Here is a 19,412-nt window from a genome sequence, read left to right on the forward strand (position 1 = left end):
ATAGGTTAACATTGAAAAGCATAGAAATATACGTTATCAATATCATGGTTTAACGTTTCGTATTTAAATCTATATTAATAGTATACTGTGGTGGGCAATATAATCAGGGTAGAAACCCCTAGTCCAATACATAATTAAACAATCAATGCCACAGTCCGTTTTCGGTAGACTCAATTTAATAGAGTTTTTAAAATTATGTAACGTTTTTTAATTTCGTATAATGCGGTTAAATAAAGACGTTTCTAAAATTTAGAAACGCTATACCCTTTCAAAATTTGTTTTAGAAAATTCCCCTTTTGTAAAATAAAATTAGCAATTTGTTGTGAATAATTTTAATACTTTATTTACAGATAAAGACGCTTTGAAAAGTGTTACTTTACCTTTTTCATTTCTTTTTAGAGTTGGTATGGATTACGTAAGTGATAAATTTTCTTGATAAGCCATTTATCCAACATGTAACGTTTATCCGTGGTGTTAAAGACCTATGGTTAATGGGTTTTGCGATTATTTCTGGAATGATAGGAGCTGTCGTTGTCCGCATCCTTAATTTAATCATTGAAACGATGCATCATTTTCTTTTTCATCTCAGCAACGGTGGACATTTGTCAGGGCTGTTATGGGTAAACCCTTGGTACAGCGTTACGATGCCGATTATGGGTGGGCTGTTGCTTTGGCAGACCCGTCGATGGATTAACCGATATTTTAGTCAAAACCCTGTTGATATTGTGGAAGCAAATGCCCTTCATGGGGGAAGGTTAAATGTTGCTGATAGTTTGTATGTTGGGTTGCAAACCATTTTAACGACTGGGTTTGGATTATCCCTTGGGTTAGAAGCAGCATACACGCAGATAAGCTCTGCTTGTATTTCTCGCCTCAGTGAGATTTTTGCTTTACGTAAAGAAGACATAAGAGTACTGGTCGGATGCGGGGCCGGAGCCGCCATAGCGGCAGAATTTAACTCTCCTTTAGGGGGGGCTTTTTACGCATTTGAGATTGTCATTGCATCGTATAATATTGTTAATTTTACGCCTGTTATTCTGGCGGCAATTGTAGGCGTTGTTACCGCGCATTGGCTGGGTATGCGGACCCCTATTTTAAATTTTCCTGCTCAGATTCCTGTAGTGCATGATTACGTCAGCATTGTCTTCTTAGCTTTATTGTGTGCACTCATTGGTATTGCCATTATGTATTTTTCAGCCCAGCTGGAAGTGGTTGTAAAAAAAAATAGATTAGGTCAAGGATTTCCTCTAGTGGCGGGGGGAGCGGTTATTGGGTTATTGTCTTTAATTACCCCTGCTATATTAAGTTCTGGCCATGCAGTGGTGTGGGTCAGTTTGGCAGGAGGTGTCGGGTTCAAACTTGCTTGCCTCATTTTATTGTTGAAAGCTTTTGCTTCTACCATTTCAATTGGCGTGGGATTTAGGGGGGGTCTTTTCTTTGCATCAATGCTTATTGGCTGTGCCGCTGGAATTGTTTTTGGTCATGGTTTGGCCTTTTATCAGATACATGCTTTGTCGCCTCTAGTTTACGGGTTAATGGGGATGGCAACGATGGCCGTTGTGATCATTGGCGGGCCGTTAAGTATGACTTTTTTAACGTTAGAAATGACCAAAAGTTATCCGTATACGGGTTGTGTATTGTTAAGCGTGCTGATCGCGCAATTTTTTGTTAGAAAGTTGTTTGGTTTTTCGTTCGCGACATGGCGATTTCACTTACGGGGAGAAAACACACAATCTGCGCTTGATATAAGCTGGCTAAGACGATCCAAAATTGAAAGCCTTATGCATTATGATTTAACGATAATCGACGAAACCACCAGCATAAAAGAAGCTAGAAAGTTGTTTTTATCTCGAAATATGTCGAAAGCTATTGTGAGAACAAGCAACAACCAATATGTAGGTATGGTTTATACGCATATTTTGCTTAATCCTGAACTGGATAGTGATCAATGCGTTAAAGAAATTGTTTGTCAAAGAGAAATTTTTATACTTCCGCAGATGGAAATTAAGGATGCGTTAAATTTTTTCGAGAGCAAACATATTGATTTTGCCGTTGTCGTTAGTCGTGAGAAGCAACGTTATATTATTGGCGGTGTTTATAAAAATGATGTGTTAAAAACATACACTCAGTTTTTAGAAAATCAAATTATCGAGGTAACGGGGTTTGATTTTGGAAAAAAAAGAGCTTAGGGTTTTATCTTTATGAATATATGATTGTTTAATTGACGAATAAGGGCGGTTTGTTAAACAATCAATTTATTATTTTAATTTTAATACACTTACAATTATTATTGTACAAAATAAAAACTATTTCTGTTGATGTATAAACTAATAAAAAGGCAAGATAGTATTTATCTTGCCTAAACTCTATATATACCAGCTGTTATAAGCAGGTTATACTGTTTTTTAGTTACTTTATCTTAAAGGCATGTTTTGTTGAATTTTTTCTGCCAAGCAGATTCAAATTGATCAACCGCTGCAAACACTGCTGGGTCACTAATAAACATGTCAAAAACATTAACAGGTAAGGTTATACCCTTACACCCAATAAGCATACATTCCAGAGCCTGTCTTGGGCTTTTAAAGCTAGCTGCAACCAATTCTTTTTCAGGAGCATGCGTAGAAAGTAAGCATTGGAGTTCGGAAACGGTTGCAGGACCGTCACCGCCTTGTGCATCAATTCTGCTGACATAAGGGGAAACGTACTGAGCGCCAGCGAGAACGCCTAAAAATCCTTGTGCGGCCCCGTAAACTGCAGTTGCTAATGTTGGAACGCCTTGTTTGGTTAATTCTTTAATGGCCTGAAGACCTTTAGGGGTAACAGGAACTTTTACAACTAAATTTTCAACACGTTCACGAAGTTTAAGTGCATCTTCGATCATTCCTTCAACGGTGTTGGAAATAACCTGAGCAAACAAGGTTCCTTGTCCGCCCATAGCATCTCTTAATGCAGGTAATAAATCAAAGAGAGAGGTTTCGCCTGCACAGACGATAAGAGGGTTGGTGGTAACGCCGCTTACAGGGAAAATAGCAGAAATTCGCTTTACTGCTTGAATGTCTGAGGTATCTAGATATAATTTCATCGCGCCTTAGCTTTCGATTTGATTCATGAAATTTAAGACATTAAAAATCAAGAACAATGATTAAAAAACTTGCCCGCAAATCCATCAAAGTTGAGCAACATACGGTATAAATAAATCCGTTAAATTGTCAAAAAAAAAGCTAACCCGTAAAGGTTTAGGCTTTTTGTTATATTGATCGACAAGTCAAGTTATAAAAATAATATAGCGACTTTTTTCCAAAAAAAAAGAGTTTATTAAATTAAAAGTAACAAAATCGTGAATTAATTTTTTTTAATTAAAAACTCTTTAATTGATTTAATATCGTTGGACTTTAGACAGAATAATACATTTCAAATTCCACAGGATGAGGGGTATGTTCAAAGCGAAAAACTTCTTGCCATTTGATTTGGCAATAACTGTTAATTTGGTCTTTGGTAAACACATCACCTGCAAGTAAGAATTCGTGGTCTGCGGCCAAACATTCCAAAGCTTCGCGGAGGGATCCACATACGGTGGGTATTTCTTTCAATTCGTCTGGGGGAAGATCATAAAGGTCTTTGTCCATGGCATCTCCGGGATGAATTTTATTTTTGATACCATCTAATCCCGCCATGAGCATGGCTGCAAAAGCAAGGTATGGGTTGGCGGTTGGATCAGGAAAACGGATTTCAACACGTTTTGCTTTTGGACTGGTCCCATACGGAATACGACAAGAGGCAGAACGATTCCTTGCCGAGTAAGCCAATAATACAGGGGCTTCGAATCCAGGAATTAAGCGTTTGTATGAATTCGTTGAAGGATTGGTAAATGCATTCAAAGCTTTAGCGTGTTTGATGATTCCACCAATGTAATAGAGGGCTTGATCGGAAAGATCAGCATAGGCGTTTCCAGCAAAATTTGGTTTATTGTCTTTCCAAATAGACTGATGGACGTGCATACCCGTGCCATTATCGCCATAAATAGGTTTTGGCATGAACGTTGCCGTTTTACCATAAGAGTTTGCAACATTGTGCACGCAATATTTAAAAATTTGTAAATTATCGGCTGATTTCACTAGGGTTGAAAACGCAATCCCCAGTTCATGTTGAGATTGTGCTACTTCGTGATGCTGTTTTTCAATGGGTAGTCCCATTTCACCCATGGTGGTTAACATTTCTGCGCGTAGATCGTTTTCATTGTCAACGGGTGGTACTGGGAAATAGCCCCCTTTTATTCCGGGTCTATGCCCCATATTTCCTTCTGGGTATTCTTTGAGACTGGATCCAGGCCCCTCGATACTTTCTAATTGGTGTATCGCGAAATTGGGTCCGGTACCGAATTTGACGTTATCAAAAATAAAAAATTCAGCTTCTGGTCCAAAATAAGCTGTATCTCCGATACCCGTTGATTTTAAGTATTGTTCAGCCAATTTAGCGGTGGAACGAGGATCACGATTATAAAAAACGCCTGTAGCGGGATCGATAATATCACAAATTAAAATTAATTGAGGTTTGGCGGTAAATGGATCCATAACCGCAGTGGTTGGATCGGGCATGAGAATCATGTCGCTTTCATTAATGGCCTTCCAACCATTGATAGAAGATCCATCAAACATAATGCCATCTTCAAATATGTCACTTTTTATTGTTGAAACGTATTGTGCGGTATGATGCCATTTTCCACAGGGGTCGGTGAAACGAAAGTCAACGAATTCAACAGAGTTTTCTTGAATCATATCCATGACTTTTTCAATAGCTTTTTCTTTAGAAGTAACCGGTGAAACGGCGTTGTTGGTCATTTATTTTTTCCTGTGTTCAGATTTTGAAGGCTAAATTATAAGTGATACTATACTATTAAAAACTAAATTTTGATTAGAGAATATTAAAACGGTAACTGAATCTTACAAGGCTTCGACACCACTTTCACCGGTTCGAATGCGTATAGCATTTTCAACGGGTATAACAAAAATTTTTCCGTCGCCAATTCTTCCTGTTCGTGCAGTATGCATAATAATGTCAACAGCGCGTTCTACCAGATTTTCGTCACAGACAAATTCAATTTTCACTTTAGGAAGAAAATCGACCACGTATTCTGCACCCCGATACAGTTCTGTGTGTCCTTTTTGTCTTCCAAAACCTTTTACTTCAGTAACCGTAATACCTTGTAAGCCAATTTCTTGTAGGGCTTCTTTTACTTCGTCTAATTTAAAAGGTTTGATGACAGCTTCAATTTTTTTGATCATCTTCATTATCTCTTAACTGTGAGTTTAATCTTAATTGAGAAATAGACCAGTGGATTATAGTTATTTTGTGGCATTATTTAAGAATGACCGCCTTATTTTGTCTAGTAAAAAGATTGCTACGCGGTGGCTAAAATTTAACAGAACGCAAATCTAGGTAATCTTCATAATTTAAAATTTTACATTTGTGCTTTGTTAATTTGGCTTGAAATGAGCTCTAATTTAAAGTGGTTAGGGATACCAGTGGTTCGCGCACACGCAAATGTTAAACATATCAGTTTTTACTGGTTACTATGCGATTTAAAGATTAGCGGGGCTGTGGTAAATTAAATTGCGTGGTATTTGAAACATTAAGCAGACGATGTGTCTATCTTTTTTTATTCAGCAAGGGCTTTAAAAAATGCCCTGTATAACTTTTATTGTTGGCGGCAATCGTTTCGGGCGTTCCGCATGCCACGATTTCACCCCCTTCGTCACCCCCTTCAGGACCCAAATCAATAACCCAATCCGCGGTTTTAATGACATCAAGATTATGTTCAATAACAATAATCGTATTCCCATGTTTAACCAAAGCGTGTAGTACTTCCAATAATTTGCGCACATCTTCTGTATGTAAACCCGTTGTTGGTTCATCCAGTATATAGATTGTACGTCCTGTTGCGCGACGGGCCAATTCTTTTGAAAGCTTGATTCTTTGTGCTTCTCCCCCTGAAAGGGTGGTGGCTTGTTGACCTAAGTGAATGTAACCCAAGCCTACTTTTTGTAAAATAAGCAATCGGTCTTTAATTTTCGGAGAAGCTTCGAATAAAGGTAAAGCGTCATCGACCGTAAGATTTAAAATATCTGCAATCGAGTGGCTTTTAAATTTAATGTCGAGTGTTTCCCTATTGTAACGGGATCCTTTGCATGTATCACAAGTGACATAGACGTCCGGGAGAAAGTGCATTTCAATTTTGATCAGCCCTTCACCTTGACAGGCTTCGCAGCGTCCCCCTTTAATATTAAAAGAAAACCGACCCGGTTTGTACCCCCTGGCTCGACTTTCAGGCAATTCCGCAAACCATTCTCGGATAGGGGTAAAGAGATCGGTATACGTTGCAGGGTTTGAGCGCGGCGTTCTTCCAATCGGCGATTGATCGATATCAATAATTTTATCTAAATTTTCCACTCCTTTAATGGTTTTGTAAGGAGAGGGAACCGCGTTTGATCCCATAAGTTGTCGAGAAAGTGCTTTATAAAGGGTGTCAATAATTAAAGTAGATTTTCCTCCTCCTGAAACGCCTGTAACGGCAATAAACGTTCCTAAAGGAAACTCAACATCAATAGTTTTTAAGTTATTTCCGGAGGCACCGTATAACGTTAAACTGTTTTTTTTATTAATTTTACGACGTTTCGTTGGTAAAGGTATTGATTTACGTCCACTTAAATAATTCCCAGTCAAGCTATTGGGATTGGCTTCAACTTCTTTAGGGGTGCCTATAGCAACAATCTGTCCACCCAAGTTGCCTGCACCTGGACCCATATCGATAAGATAATCCGATGCCCGAATGGTATCCTCATCATGTTCTACGACAATGACGGTATTCCCTAAGCCTTTGAGCCGTTGCAGCGTATCCAAAAGACGTTTATTATCCCTTTGGTGCAAACCAATAGAGGGCTCATCAAGCACATACAAGACCCCAGTCAATCCAGAACCGATTTGAGAGGCAAGTCGTATCCGTTGGCTTTCTCCACCGGATAAGGTGGCAGATCCTCTGGACAACGTTAAATAATCTAATCCTACATTATCAAGGAATTGCAGTCTTTCCGTAATTTCTTTAAGAATTCGACGCGCAATTTCTGCTTTTTGTGGTGTTAAACTATTCTCTACCTGTGAAAACCAGTCCAAAGCTTTACGAATGGAAAGCTCTGAGACCTCAGCTATATTTTTTTTATTAATTTTAACACATAATGCTTCGGGTTTTAATCGTGCACCATGGCAGGATTGACAAGGATAATTGGCTTGATAACGTGAAAGCTCCTCTTTAACAGATTGACTGCTGCTGGAATAAAATCTTTTTTTAAGATTTTCGATTACGCCATTGAAAGGTTGCGTAATGGTATACGATTTTTCTCTGTCATTATAAGTAAAAGGAATAGGTTCTTTGAAACCAAATAAGATTTTATCTTTAATGCTTTGGTCTAAATTTTTCCATGGAGTATTTAAATTAATTTTAAAAGCGTCGGCAATACTTTTCAAAGTTTGCTGATAATACATGTTTCCAACAGTATTCCAAGGGGCGATTGCCCCTTTGCTCAGCGAAAGCGAAGGATTAGGAACCACTAACTCTGGATCAAAAAACAACTCTGTACCAATTCCATCACAGGTGGGGCAGGCACCTTGAGGGGCATTAAAAGAAAACAACCGAGGTTCAATTTCCTCCAAGGTAAAACCGCTTTCTGGACAAGAATAACGTGCGGAAAAAACCATGGTTAAAGGCTTATTTTTATTTGCATCTTTGGGTACTTCCTCAATAGATGCTAGGCCATCGGATAACGAAAGGGCAATTTCAAAACTATCTGCCAACCGATTTTCAATTCCAGGTTTTATTACAATCCGATCAACAACAATTTCAATAGTATGTTTAATTTTCCGATTTAAAGAAGGTATGTCATTAAGTTCATACAGGGTGCCGTCAATTTTGGCGCGTGTAAATCCTTTACGCTGAAGTTCCGCAAGTTCTTTCTTAAATTCCCCTTTTTTGTCTCTGGCAATGGGTGCTAATAACATAATTCTGGTTTTATCGGGCAAATTTAAAACGCGATCGACCATTTGGCTGACAGTTTGTGCTTCAATAGGTAATCCCGTTACGGGTGAATAAGGGGTACCTGCGCGTGCCCATAATAACCTCATGTAATCATGAATTTCTGTGATAGTTCCCACAGTTGATCGAGGATTTTTTGAAGTTGTTTTTTGCTCTATAGAAATGGCAGGGGAAAGGCCTTCAATAGAGTCAACGTCGGGTTTACCCATTAATTCAAGAAATTGTCTAGCATACGCTGACAAACTTTCTACATAGCGTCGTTGGCCCTCGGCATAAATGGTGTCAAAAGCTAAGGATGATTTCCCCGACCCCGATAGACCAGTAATAACGGTAAGGTGGTTTTTAGGAATATCGACGCAGACATTTTTGAGATTGTGTACTCGAGCGTTCCGTACGCGAAGAGTAGAAAGAACAGAAAAGCTTTTTTTCATAGGAATATATGTTATACATAATAGGATAAACAGTAAACGTAATTTTAAAGAAACCAATTGCTATTTGCGCTATAAAGCATTTTGGAAATGCTGAATAGAATCAACAGCGTAGATACGTAAAATTTAAGGTGAATTAAGAATGGCTGGAAGTGTTAACAAAGTAATTGTAGTGGGTAATCTTGGGCGGGATCCTGAAGTACGTAGTATGCAATCTGGGTCAAAAGTGGTCAATATTACAGTAGCGACAAGCGATAGTTGGAATGATCGTCAAACGGGGGAACGTCGTGAAAACACAGAATGGCATCGTGTCGTTATATTTAATGAACGGTTGGCAGACGTTGCGGAGAAATATTTGCGCAAAGGGCGGAAAGTTTTTATTGAAGGGGCATTAAAAACACGTAAATGGACCGATCAACAAGGCCAAGAACGTTATACCACTGAAATAATAGTGGATCGTTTTCGTGGAGAATTGGTGTTGTTGGATAGCAATCGCGCAGGCTCTGAGGCTTCAGAGTATTTCAATGAATCGGCAAGCAATTCTCCCTCAACCCTTTCTCCTCCTTCTGAGAAACGTACGAGCAGTTGGGATGCTCCTGTCAGTAATGATCTTGATGATGAAATCCCTTTCTAGGTTAAGTTAAAGTAGGAATGTTTAAACGTTCGTTTTAGTAGGCAAATTTGGTTTTATTTTATATAAAGTAGTTTACTAGGGAATAAATTGCTAAAAGCATAAAACCGTAAGCATTTGGTTTAAAAAGATAATTTAAATTTTCTTAAGGATCATATAAAAATCAGAGTATGAAGTATACTCTTTCGTTTATTTTAGTTTTTAAAAAACCATTAGGTTTGATGGTTTTTTGATCGAAAACGACCGAGGTTATTTTATTGTTTTCCCGTGTTATTTAAAGATTAATTCATCGAAAACTGTTTCTATTTTTTTTTCTTTTTTTATGGAGATATTCCGACTGGTTTGTATCGATAGGTTGATGAGCGCACGATTTCATAAAGTCAAAAAAAACAGTTAATTTTACAAGTAAGGTTATTAACCATTAAGGATTTGAAATAGTTTCACGGTTTATCAAATATTATATTGTGTAAAATTTGTTTCTCCCTATTTTGCTTATGCTAAAATTAATTTCCAAGATTTCTTTTAGGGTTAAGAATTTCCCTTTATTTTAACGATAGGGATGGAGGTATAAGTTTTAATTTTTTGTATCGTATTTAAATCCATGTTTGTATTTGTTTTAATAATTATTGGGTCGCGATGGGAAAAAATATTTTTTATAAAGTTCCAGGTAATTCCTCTGGGTTCAATGCAAAGCTTTCATTCGATGGTATATTTTTAAATATTGGTCAGAAGAGATAAGAGTATGAATTACTCTTATATTACGCAACACATACGTAATATAAAGATTTTGGATTTTCTTACTTTAATTTAATCAACAATTAAGTTGTAGATGCTTTTTTGGGGGAGCAATAAACACATACTGCGTAGCGTTTTTTAATTATTTATTATAAAAAAGAAATAGCATTGTGGTTCTATTTATAAACCCATCAAACGTTGTGGTATAAACGTGTACGTTATTATTGTTAGGTTTGATTAAAAACAATATTAAAATCGTTAGCATGAAAATAAAGCTTTATTTCCAAATTTGGACTGTGTCTTAGGTAATTAATTTTAATAAATTTTATAAAAATAGTGTGATATTTATAAGCGGTTGTATCCAACAATACGATGGAAGGGGTGTGGAATGTACCTAGCAAATAGTATTATGCGGATATACTCTTCACTTTTTGTGGTTGCTTGTAAAGAATGCCCAAATTATGGTGCTATCTTCAATGAGCTAACTTGTAATTTTACTCTAAAAAAATTATACTCTTTAGGATTGCCCTTATAATTCCTTACACAGATTATATTCTTATTGTATAGGCCTTTTGGCAGTTGCGTTTCCTTGTTTGCAGTTAATCTGAATGGATTTGGCTTAATTGAACTTTCGTATCGGTAATTGGATTTAAACGATCCAGTGTTGGACGACATAATTTTTTTGAGAAATGGATTTATCTTGAACGACAACCCAGAACACACACTCCCTACTTTATCTGACATTGTGCCTGTAACCGTCGAAAAGGAGATGCAAACTTCGTATCTAGCCTATGCGATGTCTGTTATTGTCAGTCGTGCTCTACCCGATATACGGGATGGCTTAAAACCGGTTCATCGTCGTATTTTATATTCCATGTATGAAAGTGGACTGACCGCTGATAAACCTTATCGTAAATCTGCCCGTGCGGTGGGCGATGTGATGAGCAAGTATCACCCCCATGGGGATTCATCCATTTACGATGCTATGGTAAGAATGGCGCAACATTGGTCGATGCGCGTTTGTCTTGTCGATGGGCAAGGTAATTTTGGTTCGGTGGATGGGGATTCCCCAGCAGCTATGCGTTATACTGAGGCAAGATTAAGCAGGCCTTCTTTGTTTTTGTTAAACGATATCAATCAAGATACCGTTGATTTTCAGGCCAACTATGACGAAAGTGAGCAAGAACCTGTTATTTTACCGGCGATGTATCCTAATTTATTTATTAATGGTGCTTCGGGGATTGCAGTCGGTATGGCAACGAATATACCGACGCATAACCCTAATGAAATTATAGATGCAACCATTGCTCTAATAGATAATCCGCAATTAGAACTTGCTGATCTTATGGAAATTGTTACGGGTCCTGATTTTCCTACGGGTGGAATAATACTGGGCCGTTCGGGTATACGCAGTGCATTTTTGACGGGTAGAGGCTCTATTTTATTAAGAGGTCGAGCGTCCGTTGAAGAAATACGTAAAGACAGACAAGCAATCATTATTACCGAAATTCCTTATCAAGTTAATAAAGCTACGTTACAAGAAAAAATTGCCGAGCTTGTGCGCAATAAACAAATTGAGGGTGTATCGGATATACGTGATGAAAGCGATCGTTCGGGTATGCGCATCGTTGTTGAAGTTAAACGGGACGCAACACCCGATGTAGTTTTAAATCAGCTCTATCGTTTTACACAGCTCCAAACCACATTTGGCGTCAACGCGCTGGCCTTAAACAGCGGCAAACCCCAATTGTTTGGATTAAAAGAAGCTTTACAAGCATTTATTGTCTTTAGAGAAGAAGTTGTTTTAAGACGTTCTCGTTACGAACTTAATAAAGCACGGGATCGTGCCCATTTATTATTGGGATTGGTTATAGCGGTTACCCATATTGATGAAGTGATTGCGATCATTCGTTCGGCCCCTGATGCAGCTTCAGCACGTGAAGAACTGTTAAAACGTTCTTGGCCAGCCCAAGATATACAATCTCTTTTGGATCTTATCCAAGATGAAAACAATCGTTTGACTGAAAATCGCGTTTATTTTAGTGAGGCACAGGTTCGAGGTATTATGGAGTTACGCCTTCAACGGTTAACCGGCCTTGAGCGCGACAAGATTCAAAATGAATTGATTGAGGTTTCAAAGCGCATTAGCGAATTGCTGGAAATTATTGGTAGCCATATTCGTCGGTTTGAAATCATGAAAGAGGAATTGCTTAAAGTCCGTTCGGAGTTATTTTGTGAACGAAAAACCGAAATTATCGACTATGAGGGGGAACAAACCGACGAAAGTTTGATCGAGCCTGGTCAAATGGTGGTTACCTTGAGTAAAGAAGGGTTTATCAAACGAACCCCCCTTGAAACTTTTCGTTCACAAAATAGAGGAGGAAGAGGGAGAACAGGCGCAGGTCGGAGGGGCGATGATATCATTACCCGTTCTTTCAACGCGCACACCCATCAATGGGTTATTTTCTTTTCCAATGGGGGTAAAGCGTTTCGTGCTAAAATATGGCATCTGCCCGAAGCAAGTCCCACGTCAAAAGGGCGTGCTTTGGTTAATTTTTTACCTAATTTGGGTGGGGATGAAATTACAGCGGTCTTGCCTTTGCCGCAAGACGAAGACACGTGGACCCATCTTCATTTGGTATTTGCTACGTCCAAAGGAAACGTTCGTCGTAATCGCTTGAGTGACTTCGGCAATATCCGTTCGTCAGGGTTAATAGCTATGAAGCTTGATCCTGATGAACAATTAATAGGAGTGGCTACCTGTACTGAAGGCCAGGATGTATTTCTTGCCACCAAAAAAGGCAGGGCCATACGGTTTCAAATCACGGATACCAATTTAAGAGTGTTCGCTGGCAGAGGAAGTACAGGTGTGCGTGGTATACGGCTTTCCGAAGGGGATGAAGTCAATTCCTTATGTATTTTAAATCATGTTGATGTAACGGTTTCGGAACGTATTGCGTATTTAAAGTACAGTAACGCAAGGCGGAGAGCTGAAGGGGGGGAGCCTTTACCTGAAGAGGAAATTGAAACAGCTTTTGAAAACTCTGAGGAGAGTATTGATGATAGCGAAGCGGAACTTACCCCTCAGCGATTGAATGAGCTTTCTCAGACGGAAGAGGTCCTTTTAACGGTAACGAATGCAGGTTTTGGTAAACGTACGTCTGCTTATGAATATCGTGTCAGTGGTCGAGGGGGGCAAGGAATAGCCAATATTAATTTACCCGGTAGAAACGGAAATTCAGTTATTTCGACATTCTCAGTCGTTAATAATACCGATGTAATGCTTATTACCGATAAGGGGCGTTTAATACGTGTGCCTGTAAACCAAGTGCGTGTCACAGCTCGGACCAGTATGGGGGTAACGCTATTTAAAATTGATTCAGGAGAGAACGTTCGAAGTGTTTTCCCCGTTACGGATGAAACTGTGGAAGGCGCTATGGAGGTAGATGAAATTAAAGGTAATTTGGCTAATGTTGAGGAATAATTCCCCTAAAATTGCGATTTACCCTGGTACGTTTGATCCTATTACCAATGGTCATCTTGATATCATCCAGAGAGGGGTTTGTTTATTTGATCAACTTATTATTGGCGTAGCCCGCAATACTATTAAAACGCCTTTTTGGCCATTAAACGAAAGAGTAGATTGTATCCACGAAGCCCTTATTGAGCGGTTTGGACATGATTTTAGGACTCAAGACAAAGCGACTTCTCGTATAAACGTTATTGGTTTTGATAATTTATTGGTTGATTGTGCCAAAGATAATAATGCACGCGTTATTATCAGAGGGTTAAGGCAAGTCATGGATTTTAATATAGAATTTCAGATGTGCTTGGTTAACCATCAATTGTCCCCCGATATCGAGACGCTATTTTTGGTAGCCAGTGAACAAAACCGCTCTATCGCGTCCAGTGTGGTTAAAGAAATTGCTGAGCTAGGGGGGGATATTTCTTCTTTTGTACCTCAGGCAACTTTAAGACGGTTTAAAAATCGTCGTTTAACGAATTTTGTTAACTCGAATATTTCGAATGGAAAAAAATGAAACTTACTCATGACGAAACGATCCTTCAAATGGAACTTAAAGACGGTGCGGTCACTATTCGACTACGCCCAGATCTAGCCCCACTAGCAGCCGAACGCCTTTTAACGTTAAGTCGTGAAGGTTTTTATGACAATACCCCTTTTCATCGGGTCATTGGGGGATTTATGGCGCAGGGAGGAGACCCTAGTGGTACTGGCACTCAAGGAAGTTCTTTACCCGATTTGGATGCAGAATTTAGTAAAAAAGAAAGCTTCCGACGGGGTGTAGTCGGTATGGCTCGCACGATGGATCCAAACAGTGCCAATAGTCAGTTTTTCATCATGTTTGAGGATTCACCCCATTTAGATGGTCAATATACCATCGTTGGTGAGGTCATTGAAGGTATGGAATTGGTGGACAAAATTAAGAAGGGAACGGGAAGCAACGGTATGGTCAAAGATCCCGATCGTATTATTAAAATGTATCCTGTCTCAGAAAAGAAATAGTTTTCCAGAAGATGAAAAAATAGTGGTTGACTTCTTTTTAAATAACCACTATTTGAATGCTCAACGCTTAAGTATGAGCGCAAAAAAAATAGAGAGCCGGTAGCTCAGATGGTAGAGCATTCGACTTTTAATCGAATGGTCGAGGGTTCGAATCCCTCCCGGCTCACCAAGATTGTAATCCTCAATCTTGTGGTGATTTTAATCCTTTTAACTTACATTAAAGCATTTTACTCGCAAATATGATTAATAAATAATTAATTATTTATTAAGGTTCGTAGTACGATCAATTTCAATAAAAATATGTTTTATATTAATGAAAATATTAACTTTGGTTTTAATTTTGAAATTTGTAAAAACTAATTTATCAGTAGACTTGCGACTTAATTTTTAGCGGATTGTGGCAATCAACTCTAGGCGTTGTTGTCTTTTAGATTAGACAGTAATTAAGCTTGCCTTTTAGCGTAACTAAATTATTGTAAAGAATACTCTCAGGAAAAATTCCTTGGATTAAGTTAGATTTTTTCGAATCTCACAAGTTTGATTTACTAAGAATAAAACTTAAGTAATTTCTTTTTTTGAGATATTCTAACTAAAATTAAATTTTAACAGGAGATTCACAGTGAAGTATACTGTTGGCCATTATTTAGCCACCCGTTTGGTTCAACTTGGATTGGGCCATGTGTTTGCCGTTGCTGGGGACTATAATCTAGCCTTGCTTGATGAGATGGCTAAAGCGAAAGATCTAGAGCAAGTTTATTGTTGTAATGAGTTAAATTGTGGTTTTGCAGCAGAGGGCTATTCTCGTTCTAAAACGTTGGGGGCGTCTGTGGTGACCTTCAGCGTTGGTGCTTTTAGTGCATTTAATGCGGTAGGGGGTGCATTCGCAGAAAATTTGCCAATGCTGCTTATTTCCGGCGCACCCAATAATAACGATTACGGTAGTGGGCATATTTTGCATCATACCATGGGCTATTCAGATTATCGTTATCAAATTGAAATGGCCAAAAAAATTACTTGCGCAGCCGTTGCCATTAATCATGCTGAGGAAGCTCCTTGTCTAATTGATCATGCTATACGTCATGCTTTACGAAATAGAAAACCTGCTTATATTGAAATAAGTTGTAACATTGTTAATCAACCTTGCACCGCACCAGGACCTATTACCAGCATTACCAATAACTTGGTCAGTGATGATGCAAGTTTGAAAGCAGCCGCAAAAGCATGTTTGGAAGCGTTGGATAAGGCTAAGAACCCCGTTATTATTATCGGAGGAAAAGCACGCTCTGCTGGAGTTGAAAATCAAATTGTAAAACTGGCTGACAAAATGGGATGTGCTGTGACCACTATGGCGCAGGCCAAAGGATTTTTCTTAGAGGAAAAACCACAATATATAGGGACATTATGGGGAGAAATTAGCTCTCCTGGCGTGGAAAAATTAGTTACCAATTCTGATTGTCGCATTTATATAGGAAGTATATTTAACGATTATTCAACGGTTGGGTGGACCAGTGAAATTGTCGGAGAAGGCGACATTTTTATTTCGGCACATCATACCAAAGTGGCTAATAAAGAATTCAGCGGTGTTTACCTCAAAGATTTTTTACCTGCGCTTACTTCTGGTGTTAAACGAAACAGTACGTCCTTAGAACAATTTAAGGCTATGAAATTGCCCACTAAAAAAGTTGTTGTGGCTAAGGGAAATGCGCCATTAAATACGGTCGAACTATGCAGACAAATCCAAGGAATTATTGATCATAAAACCACGTTATTTCTAGAGACAGGCGACTCTTGGTTCCATGGTATGCACTTTGATTTACCCAATGGTGCAAGAATAGAGTCTGAAATGCAATGGGGGCATATTGGTTGGTCGGTACCTTCTATGTTTGGTTACGCCGTTGCAGAGCCAGATCGGCGTAATATTATGATGGTAGGTGATGGTTCTTTCCAATTGACCGCACAAGAAGTGTGCCAAATGGTACGTCGTAACTTGCCTGTTATTATTATTTTGATCAATAATAGAGGGTATTCCATTGAAGTTATGATTCACGATGGTCCTTATAATCGCATTAAAAATTGGGATTATGCTGGTTTAATGTCTGTATTTAATGCGGAAGACGGGCATGGGCTAGGATTAAAAGCCAAAAATGGCGACGAGTTAGCCGTGGCTATGAAAAAGGCTTTGAATAATACAAAAGGTCCAACGTTAATTGAAGTTGCCATTGACCCAGAAGATTGCTCTCCGGATCTTGTTATTTGGGGCAAAAGGGTGGCCGAAGCGAATAGTAGACCTCCCAGGGTTGTAAAATAATATCACTATATGGTTTAAGCTTGCTTTGCAGATGAGAAATAGCGAAGCAAGCTAAATTTTTTTCGATTTATACGATGCTGAATTTCACGAACTATTTACTTAATTTTTAATAAGTTTTGTAATTTCATCGTAAGGTTTATTGAGATAAAGGGGCAGCACTGCTTCGGGTGTGCCATCCATTTTAAGAAAACCTTGATCAAGCCACAACACGCGGTTGCACCATTTGGCAATAACCTCAGGCGAATGGGTTGAGACAATCAATATTTGAGAAGTTTTAACCATTTCTTCAATACGGTTGCCTGCTTTGATAATAAAAGCTGCATCGCCGGTTAAAAACCATTCATCCATCATTAGAATTTGCGGAGAAATGGCCGTCGTTAATCCAAAACTCAGCCGCAACTGCATTCCCGAGCTATAGGTTTTAATTGGTAAATCGAGGTAAGGACCCAGCTCAGAAAATTCGGCGACGTTTTCCTCTATTTCTTCGATTTTATTTGATTTATAGCCATTAATTGTACATTTAAGTCGAATGTTTTCTCTTCCTGTTAGTTCATAATTCATACCTACCGAAGGATCGAGAAGAGTACTCATTCGTCCTACAACCCTTATATGTCCGACGACAGGCTCGTATATACCTGCTATGGTTCGTAGCAGTGTAGTCTTCCCCGCACCATTCGAGCCAATTAATCCAATTCTATCGCCCTCATTGACTTTGAAATTAATATTTCTAAGACTTTGGACTAATATTTTATTATGCCCTTCGTTTTTTAGCCTTCCCGACACAAAAAGATGCGTCATCTTACGCAAGCTTCGGGTGTTTTCATGGTATAGAGGAAACGTTATGGATAAATTTTCGACTTCTATAGTTGGCATGAGAGTTACATCCAATAAGGTATACGAAATCTTGCTTTCGTAAAAACAAGCAAGGTAACAATCCAAAGAGCGACACTATAGCCTAGGGCAGCCAACCATGTGGATAGAGATGGGCAACGTCCCAGTAGAGGAGAACGTGTAATTTCAAGTAGAGGATACATAGGATTAAATAACATATAATTATAATTAAATTTTAATTGACTGGTATCCCAGATGACGGGCGTAATAAAAAAAAGGGCTTGCATAATGCTGTTCATTATAGGAGGTATGTCTTTGAAACGCGTGCCTAATACGCCGAGAAGCAAATTTAAAGCAAGGCTATCGATTAATAATAACGCTAGCGAAGCAGCAAATAAAAAATAATGGTTGGGAATAACACGATACCAGCTGAATACTAAAATTAGAACTAAACTATTGTGTAAAAGAGTAATTAAATTGCTAACAATATTCCTCCAGGCATAGATGGTAAAGGGTAAGCGCATGGAGAGGATTAAGGATTGCGCGTTAACAAAAATAGAACAACTTTCAATAAAATTGCTGGTTATGAAGGTCCATAGCATAAGGGATACAGACAAATAAGGTAAATACGTATGCATATCCATATTAAAAAAATACGCATATAGTACGCCTATGGTTATGATTTTCACAGCCATGATAATAGTGATCCAAAATGGACCTAAAACGGACCCTCGGTACCGTAATTTAATATCCAGCCAACCTAGGCTACCAAAAAGTCGCCAATTTTTGGTGCCTTGGAGAATATCACGTAAAGCCAGTTGAAAATTTTGTGAGAAACTAACCGATTTTATATCAATGATAGGGTCATTTGATACAATTGGATTACTATGTGGCATCCAAATATCCCTTATATCGAAGTCACAAAAAAAGTCTATATATAGGTCGCTTATTTAAAGTACATTTTGTTAAAGATCAAATTTCTATTTTCTTCTTCATTAAAACAGTTGCTTCCACTGTCAAATTATTGTCAAGCGTTATAATGTTTGTTTTTTTTGAATCTTATTTTATCCCTTAAGCGGTGATTTATTTGTAAAAATTTATAAGAAATTAATATAGAGGGATCGACAAAAAAGAAACATACGGTGTGGATAAAGTCTTACCCGTGTATGGGGGAATATTGTGGTGTTGTTTTGAGTATTATTTTTGAAGAACTCAGAATTGTTAAAAACATACCTATAACAAGATTTTAACTCAAGACATTCATAAGCCTTAAGCTTTAAAACCGGTTTTTGTTAGGCGCTCTCAGTTTTAAAAAATGAATTATTTTTCCTTATTAATAAAATTTAACGTTAACGATAAATTTTAAGCTAATTTGCTTTTTAAATTGGTTCAAGGGTGATGCGTATGCACTAATTTACTTAGCATAAACGTATTTATTCGTAAGATTATTAATCCAGTGTTTTGAATAAATCCTGTCAACACACTTTTGATGTAAAAGGTTAAAATTGTTCTGTGATTTGCTCAGATATAATTTTATTTTTTTAACATAAAATTTGTCAAAAATTTATACATGACCAAATCCATTGTTTTGTTTGAAAAGCCAATAGGTTATGCTAGCCATTTAAATTGATATTCTGAAAAACTATGAACAATCATTAAAGTGAGAATAAAACGGTATTAGCAAGGTCAATCATCCCTTAAAATAGTAGTTAATTATAGGAGATACTACGTAAATTGAATTTGGGGTTAAAACCGCATTTTTCATAAAATAGGACTGTATATGTTTGATCGTTTTTGAATTAAGGGCATTTTAAAACCATTCCCTTTATCAATTATTTAAAAAAAATGGTGGTAAGTTAGAAAATTAATTT

Annotated in this window: 12 protein-coding genes and 1 tRNA gene; 7 read left to right on the forward strand and 6 right to left on the reverse strand. The window is 38.0% G+C overall.

Annotated elements, in window-relative coordinates; translation table 11 throughout:
• Nucleotides 1–419 precede the first annotated feature (419 nt).
• Nucleotides 420–2,189: a chloride channel protein gene (locus AABE15_RS07145; RefSeq protein ID WP_338330602.1), complete on the forward strand. Its 1,770-nt coding sequence runs from the start codon at nt 420–422 to the stop codon at nt 2,187–2,189.
• 230 nt (nt 2,190–2,419) lie between these two features.
• Here AABE15_RS07145 and AABE15_RS07150 read toward each other — a convergent pair whose 3' ends face one another.
• The 4 genes from AABE15_RS07150 to uvrA all read right to left on the reverse strand — a co-directional run bounded on the left by AABE15_RS07150 (nt 2,420) and on the right by uvrA (nt 8,514).
• Complete coding sequence (locus AABE15_RS07150; RefSeq protein ID WP_338330603.1) at nt 2,420–3,082, reverse strand: fructose-6-phosphate aldolase; 663 nt, start codon at nt 3,080–3,082, stop codon at nt 2,420–2,422.
• Between the two features lie 310 nt (nt 3,083–3,392).
• A complete protein-coding gene (gene glnA, locus AABE15_RS07155) occupies nt 3,393–4,838 on the reverse strand; it encodes a type I glutamate--ammonia ligase (RefSeq protein ID WP_338330604.1) in 1,446 nt (481 codons plus the stop codon).
• A 102-nt stretch (nt 4,839–4,940) separates the two neighbouring features.
• A complete protein-coding gene (locus AABE15_RS07160; RefSeq protein WP_338330613.1) occupies nt 4,941–5,279 on the reverse strand; it encodes a P-II family nitrogen regulator in 339 nt (112 codons plus the stop codon).
• 367 nt (nt 5,280–5,646) lie between these two features.
• Entirely contained in the window at nt 5,647–8,514 is a 2,868-nt protein-coding gene (gene uvrA / locus AABE15_RS07165) for an excinuclease ABC subunit UvrA (RefSeq protein WP_338330605.1), read from the reverse strand.
• Between the two features lie 139 nt (nt 8,515–8,653).
• Between uvrA and ssb the strand changes: the two genes are divergently transcribed.
• From ssb to AABE15_RS07195, 6 genes are all read left to right on the forward strand, one after another.
• Nucleotides 8,654–9,145 carry a single-stranded DNA-binding protein gene (ssb, locus tag AABE15_RS07170; protein WP_338330606.1) on the forward strand — a complete coding sequence of 164 codons (492 nt, stop codon included), beginning with the start codon at nt 8,654–8,656 and terminating at the stop codon, nt 9,143–9,145.
• A gap of 1,501 nt (nt 9,146–10,646) precedes the next feature.
• Nucleotides 10,647–13,361 (forward strand): DNA gyrase subunit A, encoded by a 2,715-nt coding sequence (gyrA, locus tag AABE15_RS07175; RefSeq protein ID WP_408870264.1) that lies wholly within the window; start codon nt 10,647–10,649, stop codon nt 13,359–13,361.
• A complete protein-coding gene (gene coaD / locus AABE15_RS07180) occupies nt 13,324–13,917 on the forward strand; it encodes a pantetheine-phosphate adenylyltransferase (RefSeq protein WP_338330608.1) in 594 nt (197 codons plus the stop codon). The genes gyrA and coaD overlap by 38 nt, the downstream gene beginning before the upstream one ends.
• Nucleotides 13,914–14,402, forward strand: a complete 489-nt coding sequence (locus tag AABE15_RS07185; RefSeq protein WP_338330609.1) for a peptidylprolyl isomerase — start codon at nt 13,914–13,916, stop codon at nt 14,400–14,402. The genes coaD and AABE15_RS07185 overlap by 4 nt, the downstream gene beginning before the upstream one ends.
• Before the next feature lie 93 nt (nt 14,403–14,495).
• Nucleotides 14,496–14,571, forward strand: a tRNA-Lys gene (locus AABE15_RS07190).
• Nucleotides 14,572–15,021: 450 nt separating this feature from the next.
• Nucleotides 15,022–16,710, forward strand: coding sequence for a thiamine pyrophosphate-binding protein (locus AABE15_RS07195; RefSeq protein WP_338330610.1), 1,689 nt, complete (start codon nt 15,022–15,024; stop codon nt 16,708–16,710).
• A 99-nt stretch (nt 16,711–16,809) separates the two neighbouring features.
• Here AABE15_RS07195 and AABE15_RS07200 read toward each other — a convergent pair whose 3' ends face one another.
• Together AABE15_RS07200 and AABE15_RS07205 are read right to left on the reverse strand one after the other, a co-directional pair.
• The gene (locus AABE15_RS07200) at nt 16,810–17,583 is read right to left on the reverse strand and encodes an ABC transporter ATP-binding protein (protein ID WP_338330611.1); all 774 of its coding nucleotides are present in this window, start codon (nt 17,581–17,583) and stop codon (nt 16,810–16,812) included.
• Between the two features lie 5 nt (nt 17,584–17,588).
• Nucleotides 17,589–18,437: an ABC transporter permease gene (locus AABE15_RS07205; protein WP_338330612.1), complete on the reverse strand. Its 849-nt coding sequence runs from the start codon at nt 18,435–18,437 to the stop codon at nt 17,589–17,591.
• Between the last annotated feature and the right edge of the window lie 975 nt (nt 18,438–19,412).

The organism is Commensalibacter sp. Nvir (assembly GCF_963921845.1).
Lineage (GTDB): Bacteria > Pseudomonadota > Alphaproteobacteria > Acetobacterales > Acetobacteraceae > Commensalibacter.

Coding starts and splice junctions, on each gene's coding strand:
- AABE15_RS07150 (WP_338330603.1), bottom strand. CDS start 3,082: ATGAAATTATATCTAGATACCTCAGACATTCAAGCAGTAAAGCGAATT.
- glnA (WP_338330604.1), bottom strand. CDS start 4,838: ATGACCAACAACGCCGTTTCACCGGTTACTTCTAAAGAAAAAGCTATT.
- uvrA (WP_338330605.1), bottom strand. CDS start 8,514: ATGAAAAAAAGCTTTTCTGTTCTTTCTACTCTTCGCGTACGGAACGCT.
- ssb (WP_338330606.1), top strand. CDS start 8,654: ATGGCTGGAAGTGTTAACAAAGTAATTGTAGTGGGTAATCTTGGGCGG.
- gyrA (WP_408870264.1), top strand. CDS start 10,647: ATGCAAACTTCGTATCTAGCCTATGCGATGTCTGTTATTGTCAGTCGT.
- coaD (WP_338330608.1), top strand. CDS start 13,324: ATGAAATTAAAGGTAATTTGGCTAATGTTGAGGAATAATTCCCCTAAA.
- AABE15_RS07185 (WP_338330609.1), top strand. CDS start 13,914: ATGAAACTTACTCATGACGAAACGATCCTTCAAATGGAACTTAAAGAC.
- AABE15_RS07200 (WP_338330611.1), bottom strand. CDS start 17,583: ATGCCAACTATAGAAGTCGAAAATTTATCCATAACGTTTCCTCTATAC.
- AABE15_RS07205 (WP_338330612.1), bottom strand. CDS start 18,437: ATGCCACATAGTAATCCAATTGTATCAAATGACCCTATCATTGATATA.